At 74.5% G+C, this 13,365-nt stretch carries 13 protein-coding genes; 7 read left to right on the top strand and 6 right to left on the bottom strand.

Annotated elements, in window-relative coordinates:
* Window positions 1-46: 46 nt before the first annotated feature.
* Window positions 47-520: a DUF402 domain-containing protein gene (locus MWU57_RS15990; RefSeq protein ID WP_125206555.1), complete on the bottom strand. Its 474-nt coding sequence runs from the start codon at window positions 518-520 to the stop codon at window positions 47-49.
* Window positions 521-681: 161 nt separating this feature from the next.
* The gene (locus MWU57_RS15985) at window positions 682-1,566 is read right to left on the bottom strand and encodes an oxygenase MpaB family protein (protein ID WP_246910523.1); all 885 of its coding nucleotides are present in this window, start codon (window positions 1,564-1,566) and stop codon (window positions 682-684) included.
* A 76-nt stretch (window positions 1,567-1,642) separates the two neighbouring features.
* On the opposite strand from MWU57_RS15985, the gene MWU57_RS15980 reads away from it, so the two are divergent.
* A complete protein-coding gene (locus tag MWU57_RS15980; RefSeq protein WP_246910521.1) occupies window positions 1,643-2,314 on the top strand; it encodes a PepSY domain-containing protein in 672 nt (223 codons plus the stop codon).
* Window positions 2,315-2,317: 3 nt separating this feature from the next.
* Here MWU57_RS15980 and MWU57_RS15975 read toward each other — a convergent pair whose 3' ends face one another.
* Complete coding sequence (locus MWU57_RS15975) at window positions 2,318-3,226, bottom strand: ribokinase (protein ID WP_106264282.1); 909 nt, start codon at window positions 3,224-3,226, stop codon at window positions 2,318-2,320.
* A gap of 161 nt (window positions 3,227-3,387) precedes the next feature.
* On the opposite strand from MWU57_RS15975, the gene MWU57_RS15970 reads away from it, so the two are divergent.
* On the top strand, window positions 3,388-5,142 hold the full coding sequence (locus MWU57_RS15970; protein WP_246910519.1) for a carbohydrate-binding module family 20 domain-containing protein: 1,755 nt from the start codon (window positions 3,388-3,390) through the stop codon (window positions 5,140-5,142).
* Window positions 5,143-5,203: 61 nt separating this feature from the next.
* On the opposite strand, the gene MWU57_RS15965 is transcribed toward MWU57_RS15970, so the two are convergent.
* Window positions 5,204-6,082 (bottom strand): alpha/beta fold hydrolase, encoded by an 879-nt coding sequence (locus MWU57_RS15965; protein ID WP_246910517.1) that lies wholly within the window; start codon window positions 6,080-6,082, stop codon window positions 5,204-5,206.
* A 35-nt stretch (window positions 6,083-6,117) separates the two neighbouring features.
* On the bottom strand, window positions 6,118-6,606 hold the full coding sequence (locus tag MWU57_RS15960) for a hypothetical protein (RefSeq protein WP_106264277.1): 489 nt from the start codon (window positions 6,604-6,606) through the stop codon (window positions 6,118-6,120).
* Window positions 6,607-6,785: 179 nt separating this feature from the next.
* Here MWU57_RS15960 and MWU57_RS15955 point away from each other — a divergent pair, with 179 nt between their 5' ends.
* The 4 genes from MWU57_RS15955 to MWU57_RS15940 all read left to right on the top strand — a co-directional run bounded on the left by MWU57_RS15955 (window position 6,786) and on the right by MWU57_RS15940 (window position 11,046).
* Complete coding sequence (locus MWU57_RS15955) at window positions 6,786-7,499, top strand: hypothetical protein (RefSeq protein ID WP_246910515.1); 714 nt, start codon at window positions 6,786-6,788, stop codon at window positions 7,497-7,499.
* 84 nt (window positions 7,500-7,583) lie between these two features.
* The gene (locus tag MWU57_RS15950; RefSeq protein WP_106264273.1) at window positions 7,584-7,946 is read left to right on the top strand and encodes a hypothetical protein; all 363 of its coding nucleotides are present in this window, start codon (window positions 7,584-7,586) and stop codon (window positions 7,944-7,946) included.
* Complete coding sequence (locus MWU57_RS15945; protein ID WP_246910513.1) at window positions 7,946-10,072, top strand: hypothetical protein; 2,127 nt, start codon at window positions 7,946-7,948, stop codon at window positions 10,070-10,072. The genes MWU57_RS15950 and MWU57_RS15945 overlap by 1 nt, the downstream gene beginning before the upstream one ends.
* Window positions 10,069-11,046 (top strand): hypothetical protein, encoded by a 978-nt coding sequence (locus MWU57_RS15940; protein ID WP_246910511.1) that lies wholly within the window; start codon window positions 10,069-10,071, stop codon window positions 11,044-11,046. Before MWU57_RS15945 ends, MWU57_RS15940 begins: the two co-directional genes overlap by 4 nt.
* On the opposite strand, the gene MWU57_RS15935 is transcribed toward MWU57_RS15940, so the two are convergent.
* Window positions 10,991-12,073 carry a DNA polymerase IV gene (locus MWU57_RS15935; RefSeq protein WP_246910509.1) on the bottom strand — a complete coding sequence of 361 codons (1,083 nt, stop codon included), beginning with the start codon at window positions 12,071-12,073 and terminating at the stop codon, window positions 10,991-10,993. The genes MWU57_RS15940 and MWU57_RS15935 overlap by 56 nt on opposite strands.
* Before the next feature lie 180 nt (window positions 12,074-12,253).
* Here MWU57_RS15935 and MWU57_RS15930 point away from each other — a divergent pair, with 180 nt between their 5' ends.
* Window positions 12,254-13,312, top strand: a complete 1,059-nt coding sequence (locus MWU57_RS15930; protein WP_246910507.1) for a DUF1080 domain-containing protein — start codon at window positions 12,254-12,256, stop codon at window positions 13,310-13,312.
* The last annotated feature ends 53 nt before the right edge of the window (window positions 13,313-13,365 follow it).

Here is a 13,365-nt window from a genome sequence, read left to right as displayed (position 1 = left end):
TCGCACCCGTCCGCCGCGCTCGCCCCCGGTCCGTGAGGTCGGGCGGTCAGGCGGACAGGACGCCCGCCGACGGTCGGGCCGCACGGGCGGCACGCCGCAGCCAGAGGTCGGGCGCGGTCCCGAACGGTTCGACGCGGTCGCCGACGTCGCGCGCGACGTCGTGCCACGCCTCCCAGGCCAGCTCCACCCAGGGGCGGGGGTACGACGGCGCCCGGTGCAGGAGGTCCGCGGCGTCGAGCATGTGCACGGAGCCGTCGGCGTGCCGTTCGACGTCCACGTCGAGGTCGACGAACGAGCTGACGGGCGCGGCGGCCACGACGGTGGTGGCGACGTCGACGCGGACACCGCCGTCAGCGCCGAACCAGGCGACCCACGGGTCGGCGAGCGGGAGCAGGAGCACCCCGCCCTCGTCGGGCACCGAGAACCAGTCGCCCCACACGTCCGCACCGAGGACCTCGGCCGACCAGGTGCGGCGCACGCGGCCGCAGGGCTTGCGCTTCTCGATCCAGACGGTGCCCATGGCCATCCTCACGACGTCGTCGTCCCGGGCCCGGCGGCCCGGGGATCACCGATCATCGCGCCGCACCGTGGCATCGAGGCGTCGCCCGGATGGCGGTCCGGAGGCGCCGGGGTGAACAGCAGGTGGACGGTGCGCACCGGTGGCGTCCGGCGCGCCGATGGTCACACCGGTTCGCCGTGGCGGTCTCTGCTCTCGGCAGGGCCGAGACCCCAGCGGATGCCCCGGACGGCGAGCGCCCCGGCCGGGCCCCCGCAGGTGCGGGCGAACCAGGTGTCGACCTGCAGCTCGTCGCGCGCCCAGGCGGGCAGCAGGGACACGGCCCCCGCCGCGAGCAACCGGTAGGGCGGGCGGACCGCGCGGGGCAGCGGCGGCTCCCGCAGGAGGAAGTGCGCGGTGTCGAGCGCCGCGGGCGTCGCCTCGAGCTCGGGCCGGAAGCTCTCGAGGACCGCGGCCAGCTCCGCCACGGTCTGCGGCACGTCCTGGGCCCCCAGCGCCCGGGCCACGCGTCCCGACTGGGCCACGTACTCGTCGGCCTCGGCCGGCGTCAGCCGCCGCTCGCCGTAGCGTTGGTGGGCGGTCAGGAACGAGTCCGCCTCGGCGGCGTGCACCCACGAGAGCAGGTGCGGGTCGCTCGCGCGGTACGGGCGCCCGTCGGGCGCCTTGCCCCGCACCCGCTCGTGCACCGCGCGCACCCGGTCGACCATCTCCCGGGCGTCGTCGGCCGTCGCGAACGTCGTCGTGGCCAGGAACGTCGAGGTGCGGGCGAGCCGCCCCCACGGGTCGCCGCGGAACCCGGAGTGCCCCGCGACGCCCGCCATGGCCAGCGGGTGCAGGGACTGCAGGAGCAGCGCGCGCAGCCCGCCCACGAACGTCGCGGCGTCCGCGTGGACCCGCCGGACGGGGCTCCCGGCCACGAACCAGCGAGGACCGGGCGTGAGGTGGATACGGTCGCGCGCGGCATGACCGTCAGGGCCGGCGACCTTCAGGAAGAGGGCATCGCCGACCCGGGCGCGCAGCTGCTCCAACGACTTCGTGGCGGACGCCATGCCTCCAGTATCACCGACATCACCGACGAGCACGCCGCTCCCCCACCCACCCGCACCGAACCGTCAGGATGGACCCATGACGCACCGCACCGCCCGCACCGCCGGGCTCGCCGCCATCGCCCTGACGCTCGGCCTGACGCTCGCCGCCTGCTCGGACGACGCGCCCGACGACGCCTCCACCGACGGCAGCACCGCCCCCGCCGCACCCACGGACGACGGACGGGCCACCGACGCACCGGCCGACGAGAGCGACGACGCCGCCGAGGGCGACGGCGATGACGGCGCCGCCGACGCGTCCGACGGCTCCGGCTCCGGGGACGAAGCTGCGGCCGAGGGGATCGGCGACCGGACCACGACGGCGCTCGCGGCCCTGGCGACCGCGGAGTCCGAGGCCGGCGGGACCGCCTTCGCGATCGACGACGACGACGCGGCCACGTCCTGGGAGGTCGACGTGGCGGTGGACGGCGGCACGGTCGAGGTCACGGTGGACGGCGCCGGCACGGAGGTGCTCGCCACCGCGGAGGACGACCTGGACTCCGAGGACCGCGACGCCCTGGACGGCGCGACGGTGGGCCTGGCCGAGGCGATCCAGCGGGTCGTCGGGCAGTCGGGCGGCACCCTGGAGGACGCCGACCTCGACGCCGACGGCAGCCAGGCACGCTGGAGCATCTCGATCCTGACCCGGGACGACGTCGAGGAGGACCACCTGGTGGACCTGGCCGACGGCAGCGTCACGCAGGGCGGCTGAGGGTCACACCGGCAGCTCGTCGTCGGCCGTCGGGAACGACGGCTGCGCCCCGTGGGTCGTGACGGAGAACGCTCCGACCCGCACGGCGGTGCGCACCGCGTCCGCGAGGCCGTCGCCCTGGGCGAGCCGCCAGGCCAGCGCCCCGACGAACGCGTCGCCGGCGCCCGTGGTGTCCACGACGTCGACCGTGGGCGCCGGCACGACGACCGGGCCGGCGTCGTCGTCCCCGTCGAGGGCGACCGCGCCCGCACCGCCGAGGGTGAGCACCACGGACCGTGGCCCGAGCTCGCGCAGGCGCTCGACGACGCCGAAGGGTTCGCCCTCGGGCACGGCCCGCCCCGCCTCGGTGAGCAGCCGCCAGGCCTCGCCGGCGTTGACGACGAGCGGGTCGGCGAGCGCCAGCACCTCACGGACCACGGGGACCACCGGCGCGAGGTTGAGCAGCACGCGCCCCGTGGCGGCGCGGGCTGCGGCCTCGGTCCCCGCGGTGGGGATCTCGCCCTGGACGACGACGACGGCGGCGCCCGCCACGAGCCGGGCGTGCCGCTGCACCGCGGCCGCGTCGACCGAACCGTTCGCACCGGGGACGACGACGATGACGTTCTCGCCGTCGTCGTCCACCGAGACCAGGGCGACGCCGGTGGGTCCGGGGACCGTCGCGACGGCGGTGAGGTCCACCCCGGCGCGCCGCAGCCCGGGGAGCGCTGCGGCGGCGAAGGCGTCGGTGCCGACGGCGCCCACCAGCGCCACGTCGCCGCCGAGGCGTGCCGCGACCACCGCCTGGTTGGCGCCCTTGCCACCGGGCAGCACGGTCATGCTGTCGGCGAGCACCGTCTCGCCCGGCGCGGGGTGGGTGGGGACGCGGGCGACGAGGTCGGCGTTGACGGAGCCGACGACCACGATCGAGGTCATGCTCGGGGCCACCTTCCACTTCGGTTCGGCCAGGTTCCGTGCGCCATGATCCCGCATCGGTCCCGCGGCGCGCTCTGGCGTCCATCTGCACGTTTCTGTAAGGTTGCAGCAAACGCCCGCAACCGCGCACTGGCGCGCGGTCGACCGAGGGAGCCGCAACGATGCGCACCGCCCACCAGGACGTCCACCCCGGCAAGCGCCCCGGCAGAGCACCGCTCGCCACGCTCGCCACCACCGTCGCCGCAGCACTCGCACTCGTGCTCGGCGTCGCGCCACCCGGCGCGCAGGCCCAGACCCCGCCGAACGACGGCAAGGACGTCATCCTCAACCTGTTCCAGTGGACGTGGGACGCCGTCGCCGCCGAGTGCACGTCCGAGATCGGCCCGGCCGGGTTCGGCTACGTGCAGGTCTCCCCGCCCGCCGAGCACGTCCCCGGCGACGCCTGGTGGACCTCCTACCAGCCGGTCAGCTACCAGATCGAGTCGAAGCTCGGCACCCGCGCCGAGTTCGCGGCGATGGTCTCGACCTGCAACGCCGCCGGCGTCGAGGTCATCGCCGACGCCGTCGTCAACCACATGGCCGGCGCGGACTCCGCCGGGTACGGCGTCGCGGGGTCGCCCTACGCCGAGGACAGCTTCCCGATGTACTCGGGGTGGGACTTCAACGACTGCCGCTCCGACATCAGCAACTACCAGGACCGCTGGGAGGTCCAGCACTGCCGCCTCGTCGCGCTGCAGGACCTGCGCACCTCGTCCACGTACGTCCGGGAGACGATCGCGGCCTACCTCGACGACCTCGTCTCCCTCGGCGTGGCCGGGTTCCGCATCGACGCCGCCAAGCACGTCCCCGCGGCGGACCTCGAGGCCATCAAGGCCGCCATGGACCACTCCGACGTCTACTGGGTGCACGAGGTCATCGGCGCCGCCGGCGAACCCGTCCAGCCGTCCGAGTACCTCGGCAGCGGCGACTCCCACGAGTTCGACTACGCCCGCGAGCTCAAGCACGCCTTCGACGCGAACATCGCGAGCCTGCGGTACGTCGGTGACGGCAAGCTGCCGTCCGACCGCGCCGGCGTCTTCGTCTCCAACCACGACACCGAGCGCAACGGCGAGTCCATGAGCTACCAGTGGGGTGCGAAGTACACGCTCGCCAACGTCTTCCTGCTCTCGTGGCCGTACGGGTCGCCCACCGTCTACTCCGGGTACACGTTCTCCGACTACGACGCCGGCGCCCCCGGCGCCACCTCCGACAGCGTGCCCGACGCCGAGTGCTCCTCCGGGGCGTGGACCTGCGAGCAGCGCTGGACGGAGGTCCAGGGCATGGTCGGCTTCCACAACACCGTCGGCTCGGCGAGCGTGACGCGGTGGTGGGACGACGGCGGCAACCACGTCGCGTACGGCCGCGGCTCGGCCGGGTACGTGACGATCAACAACAACTCCTGGGACGTGACCCGCACGTACGCCACCGACCTGCCGGCCGGGGAGTACTGCGACGTCGTCGCCGCCGCCGACTGCTCGGTGACCCGCACGGTGGCGGGCGACGGCACGTTCACCGCGACGGTGCCGGCCTACGGTGCGCTGGCGCTGCACGTCGGCGCGACGTCCGGCCCGGGCAGCGTCACCCCCCAGGGCGACGTCGACGTCGCGGTCGAGGCGACCACGACGTGGGGCCAGGACGTGCGCATCGTGGGCAGCCGGCCCGAGCTCGGCTCCTGGGACCCGGCCTCCGGCGTCGTGCTCTCCGCCGACGGCTACCCGGTGTGGACCGGCACGGTCGACCTGCCCGCCGGCGCCTCGTTCGAGTACAAGTACGTCAAGGTCGACGGCGGGGACGTCGATTGGGAGTCCGGCGGCAACCGGACCGCGACCGTCGGCGCCGACGGGTCGCTCGCGCTCGACGACACCTGGCGGAGCTGAGCACGCCTGCTCATCGGGCCGGCCGGGCCGGCTGCTGATCGGGCCGACCGGCCCGGCCCGATCAGCAGGCGAGGACCTCGCGCAGGCGCACCCAGAACGCCCCCGGGTCGTTGTCCGGGGACCACTCGTTCTTCGCGAAGCCGCCGTGGTCGCCCGGGAAGACCACCGGCCGCGAGCCCAGCGCCGTGGCGAGCGCGGTGGCACCGCGAGAGGCGAGCGCGCCGGGCGGGGAGGCCGCACCGACGGCGGGCAGCACCCGCAGGCGGCCGTCGCGGACCAGGGCGCGCACCTCGTCGAGCGGCGGCTCCCACAGCGGCATCACGGTCAGCATCTTGCCCAGCATGAGGTCGTCGCGGCGGCCGTCGTCCCCCGGGGGCATCCCGTACTCGGCCGGGTCCGGGTCGGGCTGGTCGAGGAAGGCCTCGGTGAACGGCTCCGTGGCGAAGACCAGCCGGAGGAACTTGGCCATCGCCGGGCCGAACCCCGACTCCTCGTAGGTCCGGACGATGTCCGCCTGGGCCTGCACGGCGACGTCCCGGTCCTCGAGCAACGAGGTCAGCGGCGGCTCGTGCGCCACGAGGCAGTGCACGTCCTCGGGGTACGCGGCCGCCCAGGCGAGCCCGGTGACACCGCCCCCGGACGACCCGAGGGCGTCGAGCGGGCCGACGCCGGCCGCCTGCACCACGGCGTGCAGGTCGGCCGCGTGGTCCTCGACGCGCGTGCCGCCGTCCGGCTCGAGGACGGATCGGGCGGTGCCGCGCGGGTCGTACGTCAGGACCGTCCGGTCGCCGATCTCGGCGACGAGCTGGGAGAAGCCGTCCGCCTCCATCGGGTTGCCGAGGACGAACAGCGGCGGGCACCCGCCGTCACGCTCCGGCGTGTGGATGTCGAAGGTCAGGACGGCGCCTGGCACGTCCAGGGTGCGGGTCTCGGTGGTCATGGCCGGTAGACGGGTGGGCGGCCACGAACTCATCGCTACTCGTCGTCGGGCGAGCCTTCCCAGTCCTCGTCGTCGTCGATGGTGAACGAGCCACCGAAGTGCACCGCGTCGGGGTCCACCCCCAGGCCTTCGGCGATCTGCCGGCGCATGTTCTCCGCCATCGTCACGCCCTTGGACGTGTCGCGCATCGAACGGTAGGTGTCGGCGTCGACGCCGAACGTGCTCTGCGTCCAGGCGTCGAACGCCTCCTCGTAGGCGGCGCTGGGGGCCTCCAGGACGTACTCGGCGATCTCCGCCAGCGGGAAGTGCCGGGTGCGCTGGGGGGTGTCGCCGTCCGCGGCGAGGGTGACCGCGAGGACGCCGTCGGCCACCTCGTGCCGCACCAGCTCCGGAGGCCGGAAGTACTCGTGCCGGACCCCGCCGTCACGCTTGAGGTGGACCACCAGGAGCTCGTCGCTGACCGGCTCGGCGGTCGGGGTCTGCGGGTAGGTGCGCGGCTCTGGCCGCATGGTGGTGTCGCTCATCAGTGTCGAGGATGCGCCTTCCTGGGCTCGTTGTCACGGTCGTTCTCCCGTGGCGCAACGCATCACGGGTGACCACCCTTCCCAGGTTTCCACAGGCTCCGGTCCCCGCACGACGGCGATGGGCGGCAGGGCGGCAGGGTGGCGGTCGTCCGTCGCTCGACCGACCCGTGGAGGATCCCGTGCCCGCACCCGCCGTCCCGTCCGACCAGCCCGCCGACCCCGCCGCGCCCGGTGCCTTGCGCGGTGCCCCGCTCGGTGCCGGCCCGTCCGGGCGGCCGGAGCTGCCCCGTCGGCGGTTCACGTCACCCGAGCTCGTCGACCTGACCACCGCCTGGCAGCTCGAGGAGCAGACGGCGCAGTCCCCCACCACCACCCACTTCTGGTGCGACGACCGGCACGGCTGGATGCTCCGGGCGGGCCTCGAGCGGACGCTCGAACCGGTGCTGCTGCCCGACTCCCTGGGGGCGTCGTCGTTCTACCGGTTCGTGGACCTGGACGCCGAGGTGGCTGCTGACCTGCTGGAACGCCTCCCGGCCGACTACCTCGCCACCGAACGGCAGAACGACGGTCCGACCATCGGGACGGTGCTGCGCGCGGTGGTGGCGCACCCGGACCGGCTGCGCGCGCACGGGTACGTCGTCGGCCCCGGCCGGTGCGACGAGCGCCTCACCGTCGAGGGCGTGCTGGTGCGCTGCGACCACGAGTTCGCGGTGGGCGAGCACCACTGGCCCGGGTGCCAGTGCGACGAGCTCTACCGGTTCGTGGTGGGGCTGGGTGTGGACGACGCCGCCGTCCCGCCGCACGAGGTCACGCCGTGGTGGGGATGGGGGCTGCGCGAGGACGACGGCCCGGGTGCCGGACCCGACCACTGGTACCGCCTGTGGTGGGACTGACGGGCGGCCCGGCAGCGCTAGTTGTCCACAGGGCTGTGGACGGCGTGCGGACGGGTCGCCCCGGCGTCGCTACGGTCCCGTGACATGGCGCACATCGACATCGACACGGCGGAGCTCGCCGCGGCCGGCGGACGTGCCGGTGACACCGCGGCTCTGCTCGCCGGGCTCACCACGGAACGCGTGACGGCGCACGGCGCGGCCGAGGCCGCCGGTGAGCCGGTGCTCGCGGCCGCGATCGAGGATCTCCTCGCCGCGTGGGCCCCGGTGCACCGCAGCCTGGTGTCAGCGCTCGAAGGGCTCGCGGAGGGCCTGCGCCAGGCCGCCGCCGTCTACGAGTCCGCCGACGCCGGCACGGCGGACGTTCTCGCCCGGATGGTGCTGTCCTCGGCCCGCGGCGAGCCGGCGCGAGGGCCCGCCGCGGGCCCGCTCGCAGATCGGGAGGTGTGATGCGCGACGTCGAGCTCACCGCGCTGACCGGGTCGCCGGCGCGGTTGGAGGACCTGGCCGGCACCCTCGCCCGGGCAGGTTCGGCACTGTCCGACACCTGTACCGGGATGGGGCGCGTCGCCGGAGCGCTGGCCGGTCAGCGCTCCGGCGCGGTGGACGAGGCGCGATCCGCGATCACCGCCGTGCGGTCGGAGGCCGAGCTGGCCCGCGACGTGCTGTCCGCCGCCGCCTCGGCGCTCCGGGCCCATGCCGGCGACCTGGCGGACCACCAGGAGGCCGCGCTCCGGGCCGTCCTCCGCCGCGACGTGGCCCACCGTGAGCTGGTGGCCGCCGAGCTCGACGAGGCCGCCGCCTGGCGCACCGGCGCGGACCCGACGCACCCCCAGCAGGCGGACGCGGTCCGCATGGCCTGGGACGCCAGGCAGCGGGCGTCCCAGGCCAGGAGCGAGATCGCCGCCGCCGAGCACGCGTGGCGTGTCGCCCGGGACGGCAAGGAAGCCGACTCCCACCGGGCCGCGGTGGCGCTCGTGGGCCTCGCCCGGGTCGAGGTCGTGCGGCTCGCTGCCGCCGCAGGTACCGACCTGGCCCGGTTCGGCGCGTCGTGGCCACAGGGCACGGCGCTCGCGGGGTTGCTGTCCACGGTGTCGACGACCACCGGCCGGGACGCCCGGGCCGCAGCCCGCCAGGACCTGGTGGACGCCCTGGTCGCGGCCGGCGACGACCCGGGCCTGTGGGCGGCGTTCTGGCGGACAGCGACGCCCGGCGAGCTCTACCTCGCCCTCGGCGGGACCGAGGACGACGACGAGCTGGCGTCGGCCCTGCGGACCGGTACCGCCGCGTGGGCCGCGAGCGCCACCGTGCCGGAGCTCCACGCCTTCGGACGCGCCGTCGTCGACGACCTCGACGAGAGCGTGCTCGGGCTCGACGAGCGGTCGCGGCTCGCGGCGCTCCTGCTGGCCCCCGCGATGCCGTCCGCCACGTTCATCGGCGCGGCGGACGCGTGGTCCGACCGGCGCGGACGGCTGGGCGCCACGGACGTCGAGATCGCGGACGCGGCACCGCTGAGCGAGGCGATCGCTGACGGTCTGTCGGGTCGTCCTGCGGCTGCTCTGGAGTACTTCGCCCGGGGCGGCGAGGACGAGCTCGCCCGGCGGGTGGACGCCTGGTTCGGTCAGTCGCCGCTCGACGGGTGGCACGACGGCGGCACCGCGATCACGGGGCTCTTCGCGGCGGCCGTCGCGGGTGGGACCCGCGACGGCTCCACGGTCGGGCACCAGCGGCAGGCCGCCCTCCTGGCGTCGCACGTGACGACGGCGTTGGTCACCGGGCGTGGCCTGCTCACCGTGCCGACGACGGTGTCCGACGGGGCGAGCCGCCATCTCGCGCAGGCATACGAGCCCTACTTCGTGTCGTTCGACGACAACCTGCGCACCGACGCAGGCCCGTCGGACCCCGGGGTCCTCGGCCGGGTGCCGCTGGCCGACACGACGACGGCGGCCACGACGTGGTCCGACACGCTCCAACCACGCCTGGACCCGGTCGCGCTGTGCACGGTGATCGGGGTGACCTCGCGGAGCGACACCACCGCCGGCTACTGGCTGGGCTCGACGGACCCGTACCTCGACCAGATGGCTGTCGAGGCGACGCGGCAGGGGGTCGGTGACGGCGACCCCGACGCCGTCGCGGCCTCCGCGGTCAAAGACGTGTCGGTCGTCGCCGGAGCCACCACGTCCGACGTCATCACCGTCGCCCGGCGCCGGGAGGCCAGGGATCTGGCGACGATCGGTGCCTTCTCCACGGCGGCGAGCGTCGGGACGATCGGCGCCCGTCCCGCGGTGTCGGCAGCCGCCGCCGGCGGCGGGGTGCTCCTGCCGTCGCTGCTCACCGACCACGTCGGTCCGGCGCGCGAGCAGGTCCTGGCCGCGGAGTACGAGCTGCGCGAGCGGACGGTCGGGAGGCTCCGGGACGCGATGGCCGACGAGCTCGTCGAGCAGGGCGCCTCCGCCCAGGAGATCGCCGACGCGACGGTACGTATCGATCCCGACTCCACGACCATGCGCGACACGTTCGCCGGCCACTTCGGCACCACGTCGCTGGCCGGACGACGACTAGGAGAATCCCCGTGAAGACCGTGACGAAGCTCTGGGCAGCGGCGTGGAGCCCGAGGAACGCCGTCTGGGCCGTTCCGGCGACCGCTGTTCTCGTCGTGCTGGCACTCATCGCCACCCTGCAGGTGGGACCGCTCGTCAGCGCGACCTGGCAGCGGCACCGGGAGGCGAAGCTGCTCGTGTGGGACCCGGGGCCCTGGGCCCTCACGGTGGAGGACTTCCCGGAGGGCACGACGAGGGAGGTGCCGGTCGAGCGCGCATGGGTCGGGTCGTGGAGCCTCGAGCCGAGGGACGAGGAACGGCTGCCCGACGACGTCGTGCCGCTGCCGCCACGCATGCCGGCGCTCCGGCTTCTCACGTCCGTCGGTTTCCAGTCCGCGGTGCGGTCCGGCATGGCACACGGCGAGCTCAGGACGTCCGGGGTCGCTGCGGGACGGGCACAGGTCTTCACCAGCGTGGTGACAGCAGGCCGGACACCCCGGGGCGTGGAGACGGTCACCGACATCTACCGGTCCAGGCTCCTGGCCGAGTCCGGCCCTCGGGGCCCTTTTCTGCCTGAGCCGCACGAGGTCGACCGGCTCCGCGCCGTCGGGGACGACCCGGGCGCCGTCGAGGACGGGCTGACCCTTCCGTGGGACGAGTACGGCGACCGCGACCCCGCCGCCGGCGTCCACGGCTACGCCGGGTTCACCGCCGTCGAGCCCGGCCCCGGCGGTGCGGACGCGCGGCGCATCACGGCCGCGATGACCGTCGTCGACGGCGCACTCGTCCTGGTCGGCACCTCCGTCCCGGTCGAGGCGGAAGCCCCAGCCGGGCTGGAGATCCCCGCGCTGCTCGACCGGATGGCTGCCAAGCTGCGCACCGACCCCCCGCAGTCCGAGGGTCCGCACTCCGTGGCGCTGCCCGAGCCACGGCATCGTGAGGACCCGCGACCGCTCAGATCCGTCCGCGCACGGGGGTGTGCTCGGCGGAGCCACCGTCGCCGGGCATGACCATCTCGGCGCGCACACCCAGCAGGCGGACCTCTCTGCCTGGCTCCATGCCCGCCGCGAGCGCCAGGATCGCCCCGGCGATCTCCTCGCGGGATCGGGTGGGGCCGGGGAGCTTCGTGGAGCGGGTCTGCGTGAAGAACGGCGCGTAGCGGACCTTGAGGCTGACCCGGAGGACCGGTCGGCCCTCCGCCTCGGTGTCGGCGTGCACCTGCGTGACGAGCTCCTGCAGTGCCGCCGCCACCTCCTCGGCGGTGGTGAGGTTGTGCTGGTAGGTCGTCTCCCGGCTGTGCCCGCGCGCCACCCACGGGGTGTCGTCGACGACCGCGGAGCCTCGACCGTGCCCCAGGTCCCCGTACCAGGGACCCATACGGGGCCCGAACTCGCCGACGAGCAGGCCGGGGTCGGTCGCGGCGAGCTCGGCGACCGTCGTGATGCCGTGGGTGGCGAGACGCCGGGACACCCTGGACCCGACGCCCCAGAGGTCGATGCAGGGCCGCTCCCCCATCACGTCGAACCACGTGTCGGCGGTGAGCCGGAAGACGCCGGCAGGCTTGCCGAACCCGGTGGCGGTCTTGGCGCGGATCTTGTTGTCCCCGATGCCGACGGAGCAGTGCAGCCGGGTCGCGGCGAGCACCGCCTCCTGCGCGCGGCGGGCAGCGGTCACCGGGTCGTCGCCGTCGTAGCCCAGGAACGCCTCGTCCCACCCGAGCACCTCGGCCGGCATGCCGAGGCCACGGAGCGTGTCCATGACCTGCGTCGAGACCTCCGTGTAGGCCTCGTGGTCCACGGGCAGGAGGACGGCGTCCGGGACCTTGCGCGCCGCGATCCGCAGCGGCATGCCGGAGCGGACGCCGTGCTCGCGCGCCTCGTAGGAGGCGGTCGAGACCACCGCGCGCTCGGTCGGGTCGCCGCGTCCACCCACGATCACCGGCCGGCCGGCGAGCTCCGGGCGGCGCAGGACCTCGACCGCCGCCAGGAACTGGTCGAGGTCGACGTGGAGCACCCAGGGGTAGGCGCGCGGTGCCATGGTGACCGCCGGGCTCAGCCGGCCCGCGCGGCGGGCCGTCCGTCCTCGAGCATGGTTCGACGCTACGTCCGACCGCCGCCGTTCGCCGCACCGTGTCCGTCTCCGTCACTTCTGTGCCGTGCAGGTCAGAAGTTGAGCGCCTAGTGTGCAAAGCACCGCAGTCCATCCAAGGAGACAAAGATGTCGTTCGCTCTTCCCGCCCGGTCCCCGGCCGCACGGCTGTCCGTCACGGCCGCCACCGTCCTCGTCACCTTCGGGCTCGCCGCCCCCGCCTGCGGGGCGCCACCGACCTCGCACGACGACGCCGCCCCCACGTGCGCTGCACCTGACGCCCGGCCGACGGTGGTCTTCCTCGACGCCGACACCGGCGTCGAGAACACGACGCTCGCCGGTGGTTGCACCCTCAACGACGTGCTCGACGACGAGCGGGCATGGGCGAACCACGGACGGTTCGTGGCGCACGTGACGCACATGAGCAAGGACCTCGTCGCCGACGACGAGCTCTCGCGCAGCGACGCGCGCAGGCTCACGGTGGCCGCCGCGCAGTCCGACGTCGGCACGGTCGCGGGGTACGAGCCGCTCTTCGACGGGACCGAGGAGTCGTTCGAGGCCTGGGCCTACGCCGGCGACGGCGGGTTCGACTACGTCGACGACGGCTCGATCCGCAGCCGGGTGGGCGCCGACGGCGGGTTCGGCACCCTCTGGTACCCGCACGAGGAGTACGCAGACTTCTCGTTGCGGCTGAAGTTCCGTGACGACGCCCCGGGCGACCTGCGCGGGAACAGCGGTGTGCAGGTGCGGTTCCCCGAGCTGTGGGGTCCGGTCGACGGGTGCCCGACGACGTTCAACGGCAGCGAGACCGGCAACCTGTCGTGGATCGCGGTCAACTGCGGTCACGAGATCCAGATCAACGACTCGCCCGAGACGGGGTCCAACGACCCCCGCAAGACCGGGTCGATCTACGGCTTCGCCGACCTGAACCTCGCTCAGGCCATGCCGACGCCGAAGGGCACCTGGAACGACCTCGAGATCCGGGTCGTCGGCCAGCACTACACGGTGATCCGCAACGGGGTGGTGATCAACGAGTTCGAGAACCTGCCCGGCCTGCCCTTCCCCGGCCGCCCGAACGACCCGGACTCGAGCAGCCGCGGCCTGACCGGGTACGTCGGCCTGCAGGCGCACGGCTCGGCGCCCGACGTCGTGTCCTTCCGCGACGTGCGGATCCGCCCGCTCCCCTGACACCCCCCACCCCTCGCTGTGGGTGCACGACACGCCGCCCCGACGCTCGGGGC

Source organism: Isoptericola sp. S6320L, from assembly GCF_023015685.1.
GTDB lineage: Bacteria > Actinomycetota > Actinomycetes > Actinomycetales > Cellulomonadaceae > Isoptericola > Isoptericola halotolerans_A.
This window is presented reverse-complemented; position numbering and strand designations above follow the sequence as displayed.